Source organism: Caldichromatium japonicum (assembly GCF_011290485.1).
Lineage (GTDB): Bacteria > Pseudomonadota > Gammaproteobacteria > Chromatiales > Chromatiaceae > Thermochromatium > Thermochromatium japonicum.
The window spans coordinates 2,178,272-2,194,400 of record NZ_CP048029.1 but is presented as its reverse complement, the minus strand read 5'-3'; the positions used below and the strand labels follow the sequence as shown (position 1 = coordinate 2,194,400).

10 protein-coding genes are annotated in these 16,129 nt (G+C 60.5%); 5 read left to right on the top strand and 5 right to left on the bottom strand.

What is annotated here, in order from left to right; all coding sequences use genetic code 11:
* Positions 1 to 14: 14 nt before the first annotated feature.
* The 5 genes from GWK36_RS10625 (at position 15) to GWK36_RS10605 (ending at position 6,227) form a co-directional block, all read left to right on the top strand.
* On the top strand, positions 15 to 3,332 hold the full coding sequence (locus GWK36_RS10625; protein WP_246237533.1) for an EAL domain-containing protein: 3,318 nt from the start codon (positions 15 to 17) through the stop codon (positions 3,330 to 3,332).
* 1 nt (position 3,333) lies between these two features.
* Complete coding sequence (gene aroE, locus GWK36_RS10620) at positions 3,334 to 4,161, top strand: shikimate dehydrogenase (protein ID WP_166271113.1); 828 nt, start codon at positions 3,334 to 3,336, stop codon at positions 4,159 to 4,161.
* Positions 4,162 to 4,229: 68 nt separating this feature from the next.
* A complete protein-coding gene (locus GWK36_RS10615) occupies positions 4,230 to 5,129 on the top strand; it encodes an NAD(P)-dependent oxidoreductase (protein WP_166271112.1) in 900 nt (299 codons plus the stop codon).
* Between the two features lie 139 nt (positions 5,130 to 5,268).
* Positions 5,269 to 5,790: an SOUL family heme-binding protein gene (locus GWK36_RS10610; protein WP_166271111.1), complete on the top strand. Its 522-nt coding sequence runs from the start codon at positions 5,269 to 5,271 to the stop codon at positions 5,788 to 5,790.
* On the top strand, positions 5,790 to 6,227 hold the full coding sequence (locus tag GWK36_RS10605; protein WP_166271110.1) for a DUF1810 domain-containing protein: 438 nt from the start codon (positions 5,790 to 5,792) through the stop codon (positions 6,225 to 6,227). Before GWK36_RS10610 ends, GWK36_RS10605 begins: the two co-directional genes overlap by 1 nt.
* Positions 6,228 to 6,260: 33 nt before the next feature.
* Here GWK36_RS10605 and recD read toward each other — a convergent pair whose 3' ends face one another.
* From recD to GWK36_RS10580, 5 genes are all read right to left on the bottom strand, one after another.
* On the bottom strand, positions 6,261 to 8,474 hold the full coding sequence (gene recD / locus GWK36_RS10600) for an exodeoxyribonuclease V subunit alpha (RefSeq protein ID WP_166271109.1): 2,214 nt from the start codon (positions 8,472 to 8,474) through the stop codon (positions 6,261 to 6,263).
* Positions 8,461 to 12,342 (bottom strand): UvrD-helicase domain-containing protein, encoded by a 3,882-nt coding sequence (locus tag GWK36_RS10595; protein WP_166271108.1) that lies wholly within the window; start codon positions 12,340 to 12,342, stop codon positions 8,461 to 8,463. Before GWK36_RS10595 ends, recD begins: the two co-directional genes overlap by 14 nt.
* Before the next feature lie 86 nt (positions 12,343 to 12,428).
* The gene (phoU, locus tag GWK36_RS10590; RefSeq protein ID WP_166271107.1) at positions 12,429 to 13,094 is read right to left on the bottom strand and encodes a phosphate signaling complex protein PhoU; all 666 of its coding nucleotides are present in this window, start codon (positions 13,092 to 13,094) and stop codon (positions 12,429 to 12,431) included.
* Between the two features lie 256 nt (positions 13,095 to 13,350).
* A complete protein-coding gene (locus GWK36_RS10585) occupies positions 13,351 to 14,229 on the bottom strand; it encodes a glycosyltransferase family 2 protein (RefSeq protein WP_166271106.1) in 879 nt (292 codons plus the stop codon).
* Positions 14,226 to 16,127: a hypothetical protein gene (locus tag GWK36_RS10580; protein ID WP_166271105.1), complete on the bottom strand. Its 1,902-nt coding sequence runs from the start codon at positions 16,125 to 16,127 to the stop codon at positions 14,226 to 14,228. The genes GWK36_RS10585 and GWK36_RS10580 overlap by 4 nt, the downstream gene beginning before the upstream one ends.
* Positions 16,128 to 16,129: the final 2 nt, after the last annotated feature.

Here is a 16,129-nt window from a genome sequence, read left to right as displayed (position 1 = left end):
TCTGCCCGAGGCACATGATGATGAGAGATCTCAAAGAATTCATCGACATCCATATCCCCCAGGATCTGGATAAACTCAGCGAGGAAGAGCTCGAGAGACTCCCCTATGGTGCGATCCGCGTGGATCGGGAGGGCAGGATCCTGTTCTACAGCCGCTATCAGCTCGAGTTCGCCAATCGCCAGGTCGAGCAGGTCTTGGGGCGCAATTTCTTTTCCGAGGTGGCACCTTGCACCGTGGTCCCTGAGTTTTATGGGCGGTTTAAGCGCGGGGTGCTTACCGGACATCTACAGACCACCTTCGATTTCGTCTTTGACTTCGATATGCAGCCGGTGCAGGTGCGCATCCATATGCGCGACTCGGAGCGCCCGGATGAATACTGGATCTTGATCCAGCCTTTGCAGTTCCTACCGCCGCGCAACGAGGGCGCGGCGCGTGAGCTGATCTTGGGCAAGTTTTGCGAGGGGATGGTCAAGGCGATCTCGTTTGATTTCTCGCAATGTGACCGCGAGCCGATCAGCACCTGCGGTGCGATCCAGTCCTTTGGTTGTTTGCTGGTGGTCGATCCGGCGACCCACACCATCCTGGCCTGTAGCGCCAATACCGAGATGTATCTCGAGCGCGCCCCCGAGGAGCTTCTCGATCGGCCATTGAGCGAACTCTTTGCCGAGTCCGAGGCGCCCGAGCTCCATGCCGCCCTGGCGACCGATGCGTCATCGATGCTCTATCCGTCATTCTTTTTGCTCAAGGGCCCCACGGGCGGCTTGAGTCTGAGCGTGCGTCTGCACTTTTGGCGCGGGCGCTGGCTGCTGGAGATCGAGCACTACGATGAGATGGAGATTGATTTTATCATCCAACGCTTTGATCTGAGCGCCTTTCAGCAGCGCTTACGGACGAGCGCAGACATCAAGCAGGTCTGTCAGATCGCGGTCGAATCCTTCCGCAAGCTCACAGGGTTCGATCGCGTTATCATCTATCGCTTCGATGGCGATTGGTCAGGGGTCGTCATCGCCGAGAGCGTCGAGCCAGAGCTTTGGCCATCGATCCTCGGTCTACGCTATCCGGCGACCGATATCCCTTGTCAGGCGCGGGCACTCTATCGCGAGACCCCGATGCGCTATGCCCCTAGCCGCGACCATTCGGATATCCCGCTCTTGAGCCGTTCTCTTGCGCCCGACCAGATCGATATCGGGATCGCCCATCTGCGCGCCCATTCGCCCATCCATCGCAACTATCTCCAGCGCTTTAAGGTGAACGGCTCGATGTCGCTATCGATCGTCTGCGATGAGCAGCTGTGGGGTCTGGTGATCTTTCATCACCGCGCCCCGCACCCCATCACCGCCTATGCCCGTCAGCGCCTGATCGAGCTCGGAGGCTATCTCTCCGAGCGCATCGCCTTGCTCGAGGAGCGCGAGCACAATCTAGCCAATCAGCTCGGCATCGCGCGGGTCAATGCCATCATCGGCAATGTCGATATCAAACTACCCTTTCCGGAAAACTTCATCGGCAAGGAACAGCAGCTCTGCGAGCTGGTTGACGCCGACATGGTCCAGATCTTTCACCGCCAGCAGGCGGTCTTCATTAGCCAGGGACTTCCTCTCAGTCCTGAAGAGACCCGGGCGTTTTTGGCGTTTTTGCAGACCCGGCCTGATCCGCTGTGGGATACAGATTGCCTGTCCGGGGACTTCGAGCCCGCTGCTGCCTATCCCGAACGGCTCGCTGGGGTCCTGGCGATCTTCATCGATGAGCAGCGCGAAGATATCCTGGTCTTCGGGCGGCGGCGGGTACGTTATACAGTCAATTGGGGGGCTGATCCGGCCTCTTTGCCCTTTGCGGACGAGGATAGCGTGCGACCCCTCGGCTGGCCGATCCGTGAGTTTCGCGTCTGGTGCGAGGAACGCACCCATCATTCGCTGCCCTGGTCATTGGTGGCCCTGGCAACGGCGCACGCTCTCAAGGGTCTCATCCAGAAAGTCATCGTCGCCAATGCCGCCCATTACGAACGTTTGGCCCTCTCCCTGGCCCAGCAGCGTGATCAATTGCAACGCTCGCGCGAGGAGATGCGTTATCGGGCCCTGCACGATGCGCTCACCGGTCTGCCCAACCGCGCCCATTTCCGCGAGGCGCTCGTCGATCTGCTCGAACAGAGCCGGCATACTGGACGATCCTTTGGGGTAGCGCTCATGGACATCGATCATTTCAAGATGATTAATGACACGCTCGGGCACGACAAGGGGGATCTGTTGCTCTGTGCTGCGGCCCGGCGTATCTCCAAGACCCTGCCCCAATCGGCCATGGTTGCCCGTTTGGGAGGCGATGAGTTTGCCCTCTTGTTTCCCGATGCCGACACCGCTTTTAGCCAGGTCGAGCAGATCGTCGAGGCGATGCGCCAACCATTCTTGGTGGGCGATGACACCTTCAGCGTCACCAGCTCCTTGGGATTGGCGATCGGCGACCCGGATTCAGACCCCAGCGAGCTGTTGAAAAAGGCCGATCTGGCGCTCTATCGCGCCAAGGAGGCAGGGCGCAACCGCGTCGCCTATTTCAACAGCGAGCTCGAGGCCCAGGCGTTAAAGCGCCTCGAGATCGACCGCGCGGTATTGAGACGCTCGCCCTTGGATGCGATCGAGATCCTGCTTCAGCCCCAGCTCCCCATCTGCGCCAAGACTCACCTCCCGCGCTTTGAGGTCCTGGCGCGCTGGCGCAGCGAAGACGGGACCCTGATCATGCCAGGCGATTTTATCCCGGCGGCTGAGCGCAATGGTCTGATCCAAGCAGTCACCAAGGCCGTGTTCCGCATTGCCATCCGGTTGCTGTCCCAGCGGTTCAACCAAGGGGGCGGCGAGGTGCGGTTGGCAATTAATGTCTCAGCAGCGGATCTGGAGTCAACAGATTTCGTCTTTCAATTGCTGAAAGACTTGCATGCCGCTGACATCCCGCCCGAGCTCATCGAGATTGAGATCACTGAATCCATGCTCCTACGGATGACCGTGGGGGTGAAATCGGCCTTGCGGGCCCTGAACCACGCTGGGATCCTGCTTTCGCTCGATGATTTCGGGACCGGTTTTAGCTCGATGGCTTATCTGCGCGAGTTGCCGATCGACAGTCTCAAGATCGACCGTGACTTTGTGCGCGGGATCGAGACCGTCCATGATCGCAATCTGATTGCAGGCATGATCGCCATGGCCCATTCGCTCGGCAAAGAAGTCATCGCCGAGGGGGTTGAGACACCGCGCCAGCTCGAGCAGCTTGCTGCCTTAGGTTGCGATTGGGGTCAGGGCTATTTCTGGTCGAGCCCCATTCCACCAGACCAGACCTTCGCGGAGTTTGGCTGAGATGACCGATCGCTATGCCGTGATCGGCAACCCGATCGCCCACAGCAAATCGCCTCTGATCCATGCCGCATTCGCCCGTCAGACGGGCCAGGATATCGTGTATGACCGGATATTGGGCTCACTCACTGACTTTGCTGCAGACGTCAGGCGTTTCTTTGCCGAAGGGGGGCGCGGGCTCAATGTCACTGTGCCCTTCAAGGAACAGGCCTACAGTCTGGTCGATGAGCGCAGTGAGGCAGCCGCAGTTGCCGGCGCGCTCAATACCCTCATTCGGCTCCCCGATGGGCAGCTGCGCGGCGATAACACCGATGGCATTGGGTTGGTGCGCGATCTTTGTCAGAACCACGGATTTACATTCAGGGATCAACGAATCCTGCTGGTGGGGGCGGGAGGGGCGGCGCGCGGGGTGCTCAAACCCTTGCTCGAGACGGGCCTGGCGCATCTGACCGTCGTCAATCGCACCCCCTCCAAGTCCTTGGAGCTTGCCCGGCTGGGCGCGGCATACGGGCCGATCGAGGGGATGGGGTTTGATGGGCTTGCAGGCAGGCGCTTTGACCTCATCATCAATGCCACCTCGGCAGGTCTTGCCGGCGAGCTCCCGCCCCTGCCCGAGGATTGCCTCGCCCCAGGCGGCTGGGTCTATGACATGGTCTATGGCGACCAAGTGACACCATTCTGCCGCTGGGGGAGGCTGCAGGGCGCCGAGCGCTCGCTCGATGGCCTGGGGATGCTGGTCGAGCAGGCCGCAGAATCCTTCTGGCTGTGGCGCGGGGTGCGCCCAGATACCGCGCCGGTCATCGCCGAGCTCAGGACGCAATGTAAACCCTAGGGTACGCACTGCCTACCTAAGCCTGAGCAGGCAACGCCTACCCACCTATCGATTGGGGGAGATCGCCCATGCAGATCGCCGTTTTAGGTTTGGGTTTACTCGGCGCCGAGGTTGCCTTGCGGCTCAAGCGCCAGGGTCATAAGGTCATCGGCTGGAACCGCGGGGCTGAGCGCGCCGAGGGCGCAAGACAACGCGGCCTGGAATTGGCCTCCAGCCCCGCCGAGGCGGTTGCAGCAAGCGAGCTTGCGCTATTGCTGCTCAGCGACGCCGCAGCGATCCGCGAGACCCTCTTTGATCATGGCGAACCGCCTGAACTTATGGACAAGGTCTTAGTCCAGATGGGCACCATCGGTCCAAACGAAAGCCGCGACCTGGCCGGGCAGGTCAGTGCTGCGGGCGGGCGGTATCTCGAGGCACCTGTACTCGGGAGTCTCCCCGAGGCGCGCGAGGGGCGGCTGATCTTGATGGCTGGGGGCGACCCTGAGCTCTTCGCCCGTCTGCAACCCGTGTTTCTGGACCTCAGTCCAGATCCCCAGCATATTGGGGCCGTGGGGCAGGCAGCCGTCTTGAAGCTTGCCATGAACCAGCTGATCGCGGGTCTGACCGCAACCTTTGCCTTGAGCCTTGGGCTGGTGCGCCGCGCGGGGATCGATACCGAGCAGTTCATGAGGTTGCTGCGCACAAGCGCACTCTATGCCAAGACGTTCGATAAAAAGCTCGCCAACTATCTGGCCCATGACTATCGCGCAGCCAATTTCCCGCTCAAGCACCTGCATAAGGACATCGCCCTCTTTGCCCGCACCGCTACTGCGCTTGGGCTTGAGACCGGACTCAGCGAGGCGATCGCCTCGGCCTGCTATCGGGCAGAGGCCATGGGCCTGGGGGAGGGCGATTATTCGGCGCTCTATGAGGCGCTGGTGCCCAATCGCGAGGAAAGCGAAAGCGCAAGCCGTTTCGCCGGCAAATGACTGATGAGAGGGCAAAATGCACATCCCTGGCCTGCCATCCTCGAGCCCCTTGCCCAGGTGCGGATCGATCACCATCACAGGTAGCCCAAGGGTTTGGGCCTGGGTGTCCTTGCTGCTGACGTTCATCGGAGCTTCTGCTATGGCGAGCGAAGAACCGAGTTATCAGGTCATCCGCCAGACTGCAGACTATGAATTGCGCCGCTATGAGCCCTATCGCGTCGCCGAGGTCGAGGTGCGCGGTGCATTCGCTGCGGTCGGTAGGGAAGGCTTTCACATCCTTGCCGATTATATCTTCGGCGACAATCAGGGCCAGGCCCGAATCGAGATGACTGCGCCGGTCAATCAGCGCCCCGCCGCGGGTCCCGAGGTCTATATCATCAGCTTCATCATGCCGAGCCGTTTTCAGCTCGCCGATCTGCCGCGCCCCAACAACCCCAGAATCATCCTGCGCGAGGAGCCGGCGCGTCTGATCGCGGCGCGCCGCTATTCAGGCTCCTGGAGCGAGGAGCGCTATCGGCGTGAGGAGCAGGTGCTATTGGCGGCCATGGCGCGCGATGGGCTCAAGCCCCAGGGTGTATCCATCTATGCCCGTTATAACTCGCCCTTTTCCATACCCCTATTGCGCCGCAATGAGATCCTGGTCCCCATCGAGGCGCCTTGATGTCATCCGGCCCCTATGACCTCGAGCGCTTCGTCGCGGCCCAGGCGTCGATCTATGAACAGGCGCTCGCCGAGCTGCGCGCAGGCTGTAAACGCAGCCATTGGATGTGGTTCATCTTTCCTCAGATTGCCGGTCTGGGGACGAGCCCCATGTCGCGCCGCTATACCATCCGCAATCTCGACGAGGCGCGCGCCTATCTCGCACACCCTCTGCTCGGGGCGCGTCTGCGTGCATGCGCCGAGGCCCTGCTGGCCATCGAGGGAAAGGGCGCGCGCGAGATCCTGGGCAGCCCAGATGATCTCAAACTTCGCTCATCCGCCACACTCTTTGCTTGTATCTCGCCCAAGGGATCGGTCTTTCACCGTCTGCTCGAGCGCTATTTCGTCGGCATGCTCGATCCCCTGACCCTCGAGCGGTGTGGAATGGAGAGGCTGTAGGGGTACGTATTGCATACCCTTTCTTTGCACGCCCTACAGCCTGTAAGGGGCGCATGGCATACCCTGCTCGCCGCGATGGAGGGCGAGCGCCAGGCCGCTGAAGCGCTCGATCTGTCTGTGCAGCGCTGCGCGCAGCACGGCTTCGTCGCAATAGATCAGGGTGAGGGAGGATCGAGCGCGGGTGATGCCGGTATATAGCAGTTCGCAGGTCAAGACTGGGGTATCGGCGTCCGGCAAGACCAGGGCGACATGGGTAAACTCCGAGCCCTGTGACTTGTGCACCGTCATGGCAAAGACGGTCTCGACCGCTTGCAGGCGGGTGGCCGGGATCCAGCGAATACTTGTGCCCTGAGGCGAGAGGAAGGCAACCCGCAATCCCATCCTGGATGCAGTGGATGCACTGCTTGGTCCAGCGGGCGCCCGCAGAGCGATCCCGATGTCCCCATTCATCAGCCCCAGGGCATAGTCGTTGCGCGTGACCATGACCGGGCGGCCTTCAAACCATAGGCGTTCGCCTGCGCCGGCGAGCGGGGCATCTGGCCCTTGACCCAGCAGACGCTGGATACGCCGGTTGAGCCCTTCGACCCCCCAAGGTCCTTGGCGTACAGGGGTGAGCAATTGGAAGGCGCTATGTGCCTTGAGCACTGCGCGTGCCCAGTGGTCGAAGGCAGCGGGCTCGGCGTTGTCCGCGGGGCGCAATCCTTGGAGCACGGCGAGATAGCCGCTGGGCGTGCCTGCCGATGGGTCTGGGCCTAGTCCCTGCCAATAACCTGCCCGCAGCAATGCATCGAGCTGCGGGTCCCTTTCATTGCGCAACAGGATCCGCCGGATCGACCCGCTGTCCTGCGGAGCGGTCTGTGCTGCCTGGAATAGGTGCTCGAGCGCAGGCAATGGATCGGATGCCCGGTCTTTGGCGCCTGCGCTGGACCTCTCTGGCGTTTCCCCCTGGGATTCGCCGAGCTTGACCAGGCGGGCCAGCGCCCCGATCCCGCCCTGGGCGCTGAAGCGAAAGCTCGAACGCAACACAGCGATCGCCTGATCCAGAGGGCGGCCTTGGGGATCGATCAGATGGCCTGGCAGGCGCGCGCCGGTGACCCGTTCTATCCAGGCGGCAGTCTGCGGGGTGTAATGGCCCGCTTGGGCGCGTTGACAAAGACCCCCAAGCACCGCTCCCGCCTCGACCGAGGCCAATTGATCCTTGTCGCCGATGAGGAACAGACGCGCCTGCGGGCGCAGTGCCTCCAGGAGTGCGGCCATCCGCTCGACATCGATCATGGATGCCTCATCGACCACCACGACATCCGCAGGCAGGGGGCGGCGGCGGTCATAGCGCAAGCGGCCTGAATCCGGACGCGCCCCGAGCAGACGGTGCAGGGTCTGGGCCTCGATCGGTATCGCCGCGCGCAGCGCCTCGCCCAGCGGCAACCGATCATAGGGCAGGCGAGACACCGAGGTGGCCAGGGCCTCATTGAGCCGTGCTGCGGCCTTGCCGGTCGGGGCCGCGAGGCGGATAGACAAAGGTAGGCAACCGCAGCCGAGGGCAAGTCCCTGGAGCAATGCCAGCAAACGGGCTACTGTCGTTGTCTTACCGGTCCCGGGCCCGCCCGTGATCACCGCGAAATGGGCGCGCGCCGCCAGGGCACAGGCGATCCGCTGCCAAGGTGGGGCATCGGGCGGATCATCGGCGAAGAGCTGGGCGAGCCAATCGCGCAAAAGTTCGGCGTCGAGCAGCGTGTCTGCAGGCTGCTCTAGTCGCGCCTGGATACCCCTGAGGACCTGCTGTTCGTAGAGCCAATAACGGCGTAGGTAGAGCAAGGGGCGTTCGGGGATGCCGCCGAGGACCAGGGGTCTGGCCTCACCCTCGGCCTGCGGCTCAAGTAGGCAGGAAGGGGAGGGCCGGTGCTGGCGAAGATCCTCGACCGCGGCACTTGCGGCTAAGCGTTCGGCCCATTCCTGGGGGGAGAAGCGTACCATCAGCGCCCTGAGCGCGGGGGGGGCAGGGATCCAATCGCTATCCGGAGCAGCGGCCTGGTCCTCGGCAGCGAACGCGCGCACAACACCCCATAGGTCGAGACAGACATGGCCGCGTCCGCTGCGCTCACAGGTCAAGGCAATGGCTAAAAGGACCAGTGGATCCTGTTCAGGTGTGCGTTGATGGATGAATTGGGTGAAGGCGAGATCGAGTGGACGCAATCCGCCCGTCCCCACCCAGTCTGCAAGCGAGGCTAGGAGTTCAGGTGTATCCATCGGCCAGCTCCCCTGCCACTATCAGGTCCAGCACCTCGATCAAGGCACGGGGCGGGCGCGCTATGAACAGCCCCTGTGTCGGAGACTCGCTGCCGCGCAAAAAGACATAGAGCGCACCGCCGAGATGCCGGTCATAGTCATAATCCGGTAGACGCGCGCGTAACTGGCGGTGCAAGGCGAGCAGATAGAGCACCGCTTGCAGGTCATAGCGGTGTGCGATGATGGCAGCACGCATCGCCTTCTGGGTATAGGCGCTGTCGTCCGGCCCGAGCCAGTTCGATTTCCAATCGAGTACGTAATAGCGCCCTGCATGCTCGAAGGCGAGGTCGATGAAACCTTTGAGCATGCCGTTGAGCAGGACACTGTTCAATGGCGGGCGCGGTTGTCCAGGGAGGATATGGCGGCTGATCCAGCGATCGATCGTCTGGGCGTTGCAGGCGCGCGTCTCCAACCAAAATTCGAGTTCCATTTGATACCGGCCAGGGGAAAGGTCCAACAGACACAAAGGGGGGGCGTCGAGTGCCTCCAGACGCCATTGCCGGTCGAGCAGTTCGCAGAGCCAGTGATCGAGTCTGTCGGCCCAGTCGTTGAGCCGGCGGTAGGCACAGCGCCGGGCGATGAGCGCAAGGCGCATCTGGCTCTCAGTGCGGGCAGATGCAAAACCCTGGGTCGCCGTCCATTCCAACAGACCATGGAGGAAGGTGCCGTAACGCCCGCCGCGCGGAAAGTCATGCAGGGAGGAAGGGCGATTGCAACCTATGGCCACCGGCGAATCGGTGCGTCTTGGCCCCATGCCGCGGTCAGGCCATGGTGTCTTTGGGAGCGAGAGGCTGGGCTCGGCTTCAGCGCTCAGCAAACCGGCCAGCGCCTCAGCGCTCTCCTCGCGGGCGACCTCCTCACCAGCGGTCTCTGGCGCCCAGAGCACGGAGGCGGACGGGCTCGCCAGCTGGTGCAAACCATCCCCCGCACAGCGGTCGGTTTGGACGATGTCTGCGCCGCTGAGGTCTTCGACACCATCGGCCCATGGGTGGGCAAGCAAGGCCGAATAGCTGCTGATCCACCAGGGATGCCAGCGCCAGTGCCTGATCTTGCGGGCGGGTGCAAGCGAGCTGGGCGGTGTCTCGCCGCATTCCAGGCCCAGGGTTTCATCCCCGGATGTGGGTAGCTTTGCCTCAACCAGGGCTACGCCTGGCAGGTGGGCCAGGGTCTGACGCAGGGCGTCGCCCGTGGCCTCAGTGGATGCACCCAAGAGATAGCCGATCGCTGATTGCTGGAGGGTTCGGGTCATCCCGATGCCAACCCAAATCGCATACTGGGCTCGGGTCAGGGCGACATAGAGCTTGCGCAGATCCTCGCCTAGGCGTTCGCGTTCAAGCTGATCGCGGGTCTCATCCCCGATCAGGAGCTGGACGCGACGCCGATGATCGGGGCCATGGGTGATGACCGGCGGCTTGGGGTTGGTGATCGGGCGGCAGTGGGCGACAAAGGGCAAAAAGACCAGGGGATATTGCAGACCCTTTGACTTGTGGATCGTGACGATCCGCACCAGGTGCTCGTGGTCATCGCTTTCCAGGCGCAATTGAGAGGCGTCGAGGGTGTCCTCTTTGTCGCTGGTGCCGATGGCCTCATCCAAAAAGCGCAGCAGGGCCTGTTCACCGTCGAGCTCGATGCTGGCTGTTTGCAACAGTTCTCCCAGGTGCAAGAGATCAGTCAGGTCGCGCTCGCCAGTCGGGGTACCGAGCAGACGCGCGGCGATCCCAAACTCGACAACCAACCGATAGAGCATGGGCAGCACTCCCTGCTTCCGCCAGCGGATTTGAAGGGCGCGCAGCCGTTCGCCCTCGGCCTCCCAATAAGGCTCATCGTTGTTGAGCCGGTCCAGTTCGGCCAGCGAGCGTCCGAGCAGTCGGGTCGCCAGGGCCTGGCGCATCAGACCGTCGTCGAATGGGTCAGCGATGGCGCGCAAGACGCTGAGCAACTCGGTAGCCACCCAGGTCGAAAAGACGCTTTTGCGTTCAGAGAGATAGACGCTAGGGATGCCCAAGCGCCGCAGCGCTTGGCGGATCGTCTCAGCCTCACTTCCGCTGTTGATCAAGACCGCCAGGTCCCCGGCCTTGATTGGCCGCCAGCCGTCTTGTTCGTCGGGCAGGATTGCCTGTCCCCTGTGTCCGAGTCGCAAAAGGGTGACGATCTGGCGTGCGGTCATCTCGGCGCTGCGCGCCCGATAGTCCTCCTTGGTGACCGGATCTTGCCCGTCTGAGTCAATGATCCAGGCCGACAAAGGCGGGCAGACCTGACCCTGGATCTTTAGGAGACGTCCGGGGTCTGTGCCAGGGCGTGCCGGCTGAAAGGGGATGGCGTCGCGCAAGAAAAAGGGGCCTTGTTCGCGCCCTTCACCCAGGGCGAAAAGGGCATTGACCGCCTCGATCAGGCCAGGCGCCGAGCGGTAATTGACATCCAAGCTGGCATGACGACCGCAGGTGGCAGTCCGCGCACTCAGATAGGCATGGATGTCAGCGCCGCGAAAGCCGTAGATCGCCTGCTTTGGATCGCCAACCATGAGCAGGCAGGTGTGAGGATCATTGGCGCGGATGTCATAGATCGCATCCAGGATGCGGTATTGCAGCGGGTCGGTGTCCTGAAATTCATCGACCATGACCGCGGGGAACTGGCGGCGGATCAGCGCTGCCAATTGGCGGCCCGTTGGACCCTGGAGCGCCCCCGCCAGCCGTACCAGGAGGTCCTGCTGGGTCAGAAAGCCGAGGCGCTGCTTGTCCTGTTCGATCCGTGCCCAGATCCAGTGGACGGCATGGGCGAGCAGCTCGGGAAAGGGGGCAGGCGGCAGGCCTTCAAGCTGCGCCTCGAGATCCGCCAGGGCTCGACAGGCAGGGTGATCGACTGGCGCCTTAGACGGATCGTTCCAGATCTCGGCCACCCCTAAGGACGACATCCGTCGCCAGGACTTGTTGCGGAGGATCGCGGGGCTTTCTTGCGCGGGGTCATTCAGCCATGCCGCAAGCCCGTCCAGGACCTGGTCGCGGTGACTGCGGTTGAGACGCTGTTGGTTGAATGCCTTGGTCTGTTGCGCCTGGGTGAAGAGCTCAGCGAGCGCCTGGATGTGACCCTGGGAGCGCCAGTCCTGTTTGATCTGCTCCAGGCATGCACGCCGTTTTTCCAGCCAAGGTCCCAGGATCTCTGCCGGCGATGCAGCGGGCGCCGGCGGTAGATCCTCAATCAGAGGCAACAGCGGCCTGACCCGCTCCGCCAGTGCGCTCGGATGTTCCCAGTGTGCAAGCAGGATACGCAGATGATCGGCAGCGAGACCCAGGACAAAGATCCGCCAATAATCCTCGGCGGCTTGCTGTTCGAGCGCCCGTGCCTCGTTTGCCAACTGTGGGGCCAGCGGAGCGTCGGCGGCGAAGGCATGTTCGCGCAACATCCGGTAACACCAGGCATGGATGGTCAGGATCGCCGCCTCGTCCATCCAGTCGGCGGCCAACAGCAGACGCTGCGCCCAATGGGGATGCTCGGCGGCTGGGATTGCGTCGCGCAAGGCAAGCAATAGGGGATCGGCCTGGTCCTCTGCCGTCTCGGCACGCAGGAGCGCGGCCATCTCGATGAGCCGGGCACGGATGCGTGCGCGCAACTCTTCGGTGGCGGCCTTGGTGAAGGTCACCACCAGGATCTCAGGCGGCATCAGCGGACGGGCGAAGGCAGCATCCCCACCGTGACCCAGGATCAGGCGCAGATAGAGCAGGGCCAGGGTGAAGGTCTTGCCAGTGCCGGCGCTCGCCTCGATCAGACGCGAACCATGCAGTGGCAGGCGCAAAGGATCGAGGACTTGGATCGAGTCAGGCTCGCAGGACATATCCCGGGGTGAGCGATCGGAAAGATGGCCTGGGGTGTACCCAGAGATGTCAGTCGGTTGGGCACCTGGACCACAGGCGCCGCCTGTCAATCCAGATCGGGCGTATGGCCGGCGACCGCAAAGACGGCGCGTTCGGCGATATTGGTCGCGCGATCAGCGGCGCGCTCATAGTTGTGCGCGATCCACAGGAGATAAGTCCCATGCTCGACAAACTCGGGCTCTGTGCGCATCCATTCCAGGATCTGAGCGGTCAAGGTATCCTCGTCGCGATCGACCTGAGGCTCATTAGCAACCGCGGCACGCAGACTCGACTCATCGGCATGGGAGAGAAAACCGGCCAGGGTCTGCTCGAGCATGGCGATCGATTTATTGGCCAGAGCGATGATCGCGGCCACCGCTCCCTCGGGTAAGGGCATCTTGACATCGCGTGCAATGATACGGGCTATATCGGCGGCGTAGTCGCCGATCCGCTCCAGCTCCGACGCCATCTCCAGGCAGGCGCCGATGGTCCGCAGATCCTCGCCGGCGGGTTTGAAGGCGGCCAGGGCCACCAGACATTCCTGTTCCAACAACCGGCGCTGGTGATTGATGAGCCGATTGCCCGCGCTGATCTGCTGGGCCAAGGCTTGATCTTGGGTACGCAGACATTCGACCGATTGATGCAGGGCGGCAATGACCTGGGCGCCAAGCTCAGAGATCCGCTCTTGCAGTTGCGAGCGTTTTTTCTGCACCAGGGTGATGACATGCGACATCGGTCCTTCCTCTGGGGGATTGAAGAGGTTTGGAGTCGTGACTGGGCTCCCGCACGCCCGCTGCGTCTGGGATCGGTCTCAAGGTGCCTTTCTCATAGAGATAGGCATTGCCGTGGTTTAAACATAGCTCAGATTGGCCCATGACCATAGATGCCCCAAGTCATTGATCAGCCAGGGCTGACCGCGACCGGTCTCCAGCCCGCCCTAAAGCCGGCGAGCGATCATCGGGCGACGCCAAGAACTGGCGATCGCGCCCCTAACGATCCCCCTCGCGGTAAGAGAGGGCGGTGATCTGCTCTGAGACCAGACCCATCATAAAGACAACCAGGGCTGCCGTGAACAATAAGAGACTCATATTGGTGAACTTGTGCATAGTCGCGAAGGTGTAGAGGTAATAGCCAAGGCCAGTGACAAAGAGCAGGGCGCTCACTGGAAAGAACACCTTAAGTGGTGAATAAAGGGTGGCGACCTTCATGAGGATCAATAAGAAGCGCACGCCGTCGCGCAAGGGATTGATGTGACTGGCTCGGCCCTGGCGTCGGCCGGCATGGATCGGCACATAGGCCACTGGATAACCCGACCGGAAAAAGGCCATGGTGATGGTGGACGGGTAAGAAAAACCGTTTGGCAAGAGATATAAAAACTGTCGAAAACGCTGGGTGCGCACGGCGCGAAAGCCGGAGGTGAGGTCCTGGATGCGGTGGCCCGTCATCAGGCTGGCAAAGGCGTTGTAAAAGGTGTTGGCCAGCCCCCGCCCCCAGTTGGCCTGTGAGCCCCTTTGCCGTGCGCCTACGACCATGTCATAGCCTTGGGTGAGGGGTGCAAGCAGGCGGGGGATGTCGGCCGGGTCGTGCTGACCGTCGGCATCTAGAAAGACCAGGACCTCACCCCTGGCCGCACGCGCGCCTGATTTGATCGCCGCCCCATTGCCGAGACTATAGGGATGCGAGATCACCCGCGCCCCTGCCGCCTCGGCAATCCTTGGCGTCTCATCGGTCGATCCATCATCGACCACAATCAATTCGGCCTCAGGATAAAGCGCGCGGATTTTGGCAAGCAATGGCCCGACACAGGCCGATTCGTTCTTGGCGGGGAGGATGATGGAGATAGATGAATACAGGCCGTTATGATTCATCTTGCTTGTCTCTCAATTGAGTGATCGGGGTTTGGTGGAGAGGTCGTGATTTCACTGACAAGCCGATCGAGATCAGTATCAGAAATTGTTGGGGAGCGGTTTGCAAGATGACGCCTGCGCTCGATCGCAGCGAGTGCCTGATCCAGTCGGGCTATTTTGGCATAAACTGCAACTTGAAGCCTTAGGATCGGCATCACTGTCGGGTCAAGCAGCTCAGCCTCTCTTAGATATTTTAATGCATCCTCGCTCAGTCCGAGTTGATCGCTGAAGATCGCGGCATGATAGAGCGCATGGATCTGGTAGCGACTTGCGCCAAAGTTCGGATTGTCCAAAATATCCTTTATAAGGTGTAAAAGATCTTGACGCTCAAGGGGAGGGCAGGGTCTATGATCGAGATCATGAAAAAGATAGAGGCTATCCAACAAGGCGACAGAGGCCTTTCCTCTCCTGGCCAATCTTTCAAGATCTGCAAATCTTTGGCGCGTCTGGCTGGGCTCTTCGAATCCGCAAGAATAGATCAATGCCTGCATCTTGACATCGATGCAGTCGTTACATCCTTTGATATTATCTAGAAACAGCAATGCATAGCTGGGATTGCCATATTCCTCGTGATAACCAGCTACCAAATGTAGAATGGCGCGGGATGAGTTTGGATGACGTTTGACCCAGTTTTCGCCAGCCTCTAAAGGATTGCCCCAGATGGTGGTTAACCCATATAATACGGCCGCTTGTAATAAGATATAAATGCCAAAAAACACCGGCCCCCACTTTTTGATCGATCCCGGTAAACCCCAGGCCAGCACTGCTAAGCTGAGACAGATGCCGAATATCGGCAAATAATTGCGATGTTCAAAAAAGAGCTCCAAAGGTAATACAGTGGATTCGAGTAAATGTCCACCTAGATACCAGAGCGCCGCAAAAAGTATCCAAGGTGTTTTGTGCCGAAGTAAAAACCCAACCAATAGCCAAATCATGAAAGAGGCGATCGAGATAAATACCGGCCAGCCGGTAATGATTTGCACATCGTCATGGAAGGGGCCAAATGCAGTCGGTTGAGGTGCCAACGCAAGACCCAGATATTTCCAAAGCAGCACGGACTCTGTTTGTAAACGGGCAAGCGGCGACCATCCAAAAGAGGCATCTGTCGCTGTCCAGTCCTGCATCAGGGGCGATAAAAAAAATAGGATAAATACCAGCGATGCCCAGAGTGGAAGCTGTCTGGCAAGTTTTAACCAAGCTGGGATCTTTGGTTGGCGAATCACAAGTGTATCGATAATCAAGGCGTAAATAGGAAAAAGCGCGCCGCTTTCTTTGGCTAGGCTTGCCAGCAAGCTGCCTATCGCTAAGCCAGTCAACTGGATAACAAGCGCCTTTTTGGGATCAGTGTGTTGCCAACGATAACCAGAAACAAAACCGATGAGCCCCAATAATCCAAAAAGGGCAGAAAGACTGGTCATGCGTTGAACAGCGATGAGAGTGGTTGAGGCAAGGAGGGGCATCACCAACCAGAGGCTGGCGGCACTGAGTGCAATCCAGAAACGCTGGGTCTCTGCGATCTGTTCTTGATGTTGCAGGATCAGGTTCGCCAGTATAAACAACAAAATGCCATTCAAAAGATGGATGAACAGGTTGGCCCTTAAAATGTTTGCGGCGTTATTAGGCCAGTCAGCGACATGAGGAATAAGACTTGCCAGCGCAATAGGTCGGCCCGTGGGTCCTGCCGTTCCGCCAAATACAAACTCGATCATCGATGAGAGGTCTTTGACCTGATCGAGCCGACCGATATTTACAAAATCGTCATAAAATAAAGTACCGATCAATGCAGGTTGGTAGGCGAAATAAACCGCAGAAAGGATCAGCGTGATGAATGCCAATCGAAGATGGTTGTTTGTGTTCATTT

Bases quoted from the DNA above. Each gene is read 5' to 3' on its own strand.
- GWK36_RS10625 (WP_246237533.1), top strand. From the start codon at position 15: ATGATGATGAGAGATCTCAAAGAATTCATCGACATCCATATCCCCCAG.
- aroE (WP_166271113.1), top strand. From the start codon at position 3,334: ATGACCGATCGCTATGCCGTGATCGGCAACCCGATCGCCCACAGCAAA.
- GWK36_RS10615 (WP_166271112.1), top strand. From the start codon at position 4,230: ATGCAGATCGCCGTTTTAGGTTTGGGTTTACTCGGCGCCGAGGTTGCC.
- GWK36_RS10610 (WP_166271111.1), top strand. From the start codon at position 5,269: ATGGCGAGCGAAGAACCGAGTTATCAGGTCATCCGCCAGACTGCAGAC.
- GWK36_RS10605 (WP_166271110.1), top strand. From the start codon at position 5,790: ATGTCATCCGGCCCCTATGACCTCGAGCGCTTCGTCGCGGCCCAGGCG.
- recD (WP_166271109.1), bottom strand. From the start codon at position 8,474: ATGGATACACCTGAACTCCTAGCCTCGCTTGCAGACTGGGTGGGGACG.
- GWK36_RS10595 (WP_166271108.1), bottom strand. From the start codon at position 12,342: ATGTCCTGCGAGCCTGACTCGATCCAAGTCCTCGATCCTTTGCGCCTG.
- phoU (WP_166271107.1), bottom strand. From the start codon at position 13,094: ATGTCGCATGTCATCACCCTGGTGCAGAAAAAACGCTCGCAACTGCAA.
- GWK36_RS10585 (WP_166271106.1), bottom strand. From the start codon at position 14,229: ATGAATCATAACGGCCTGTATTCATCTATCTCCATCATCCTCCCCGCC.
- GWK36_RS10580 (WP_166271105.1), bottom strand. From the start codon at position 16,127: ATGAACACAAACAACCATCTTCGATTGGCATTCATCACGCTGATCCTT.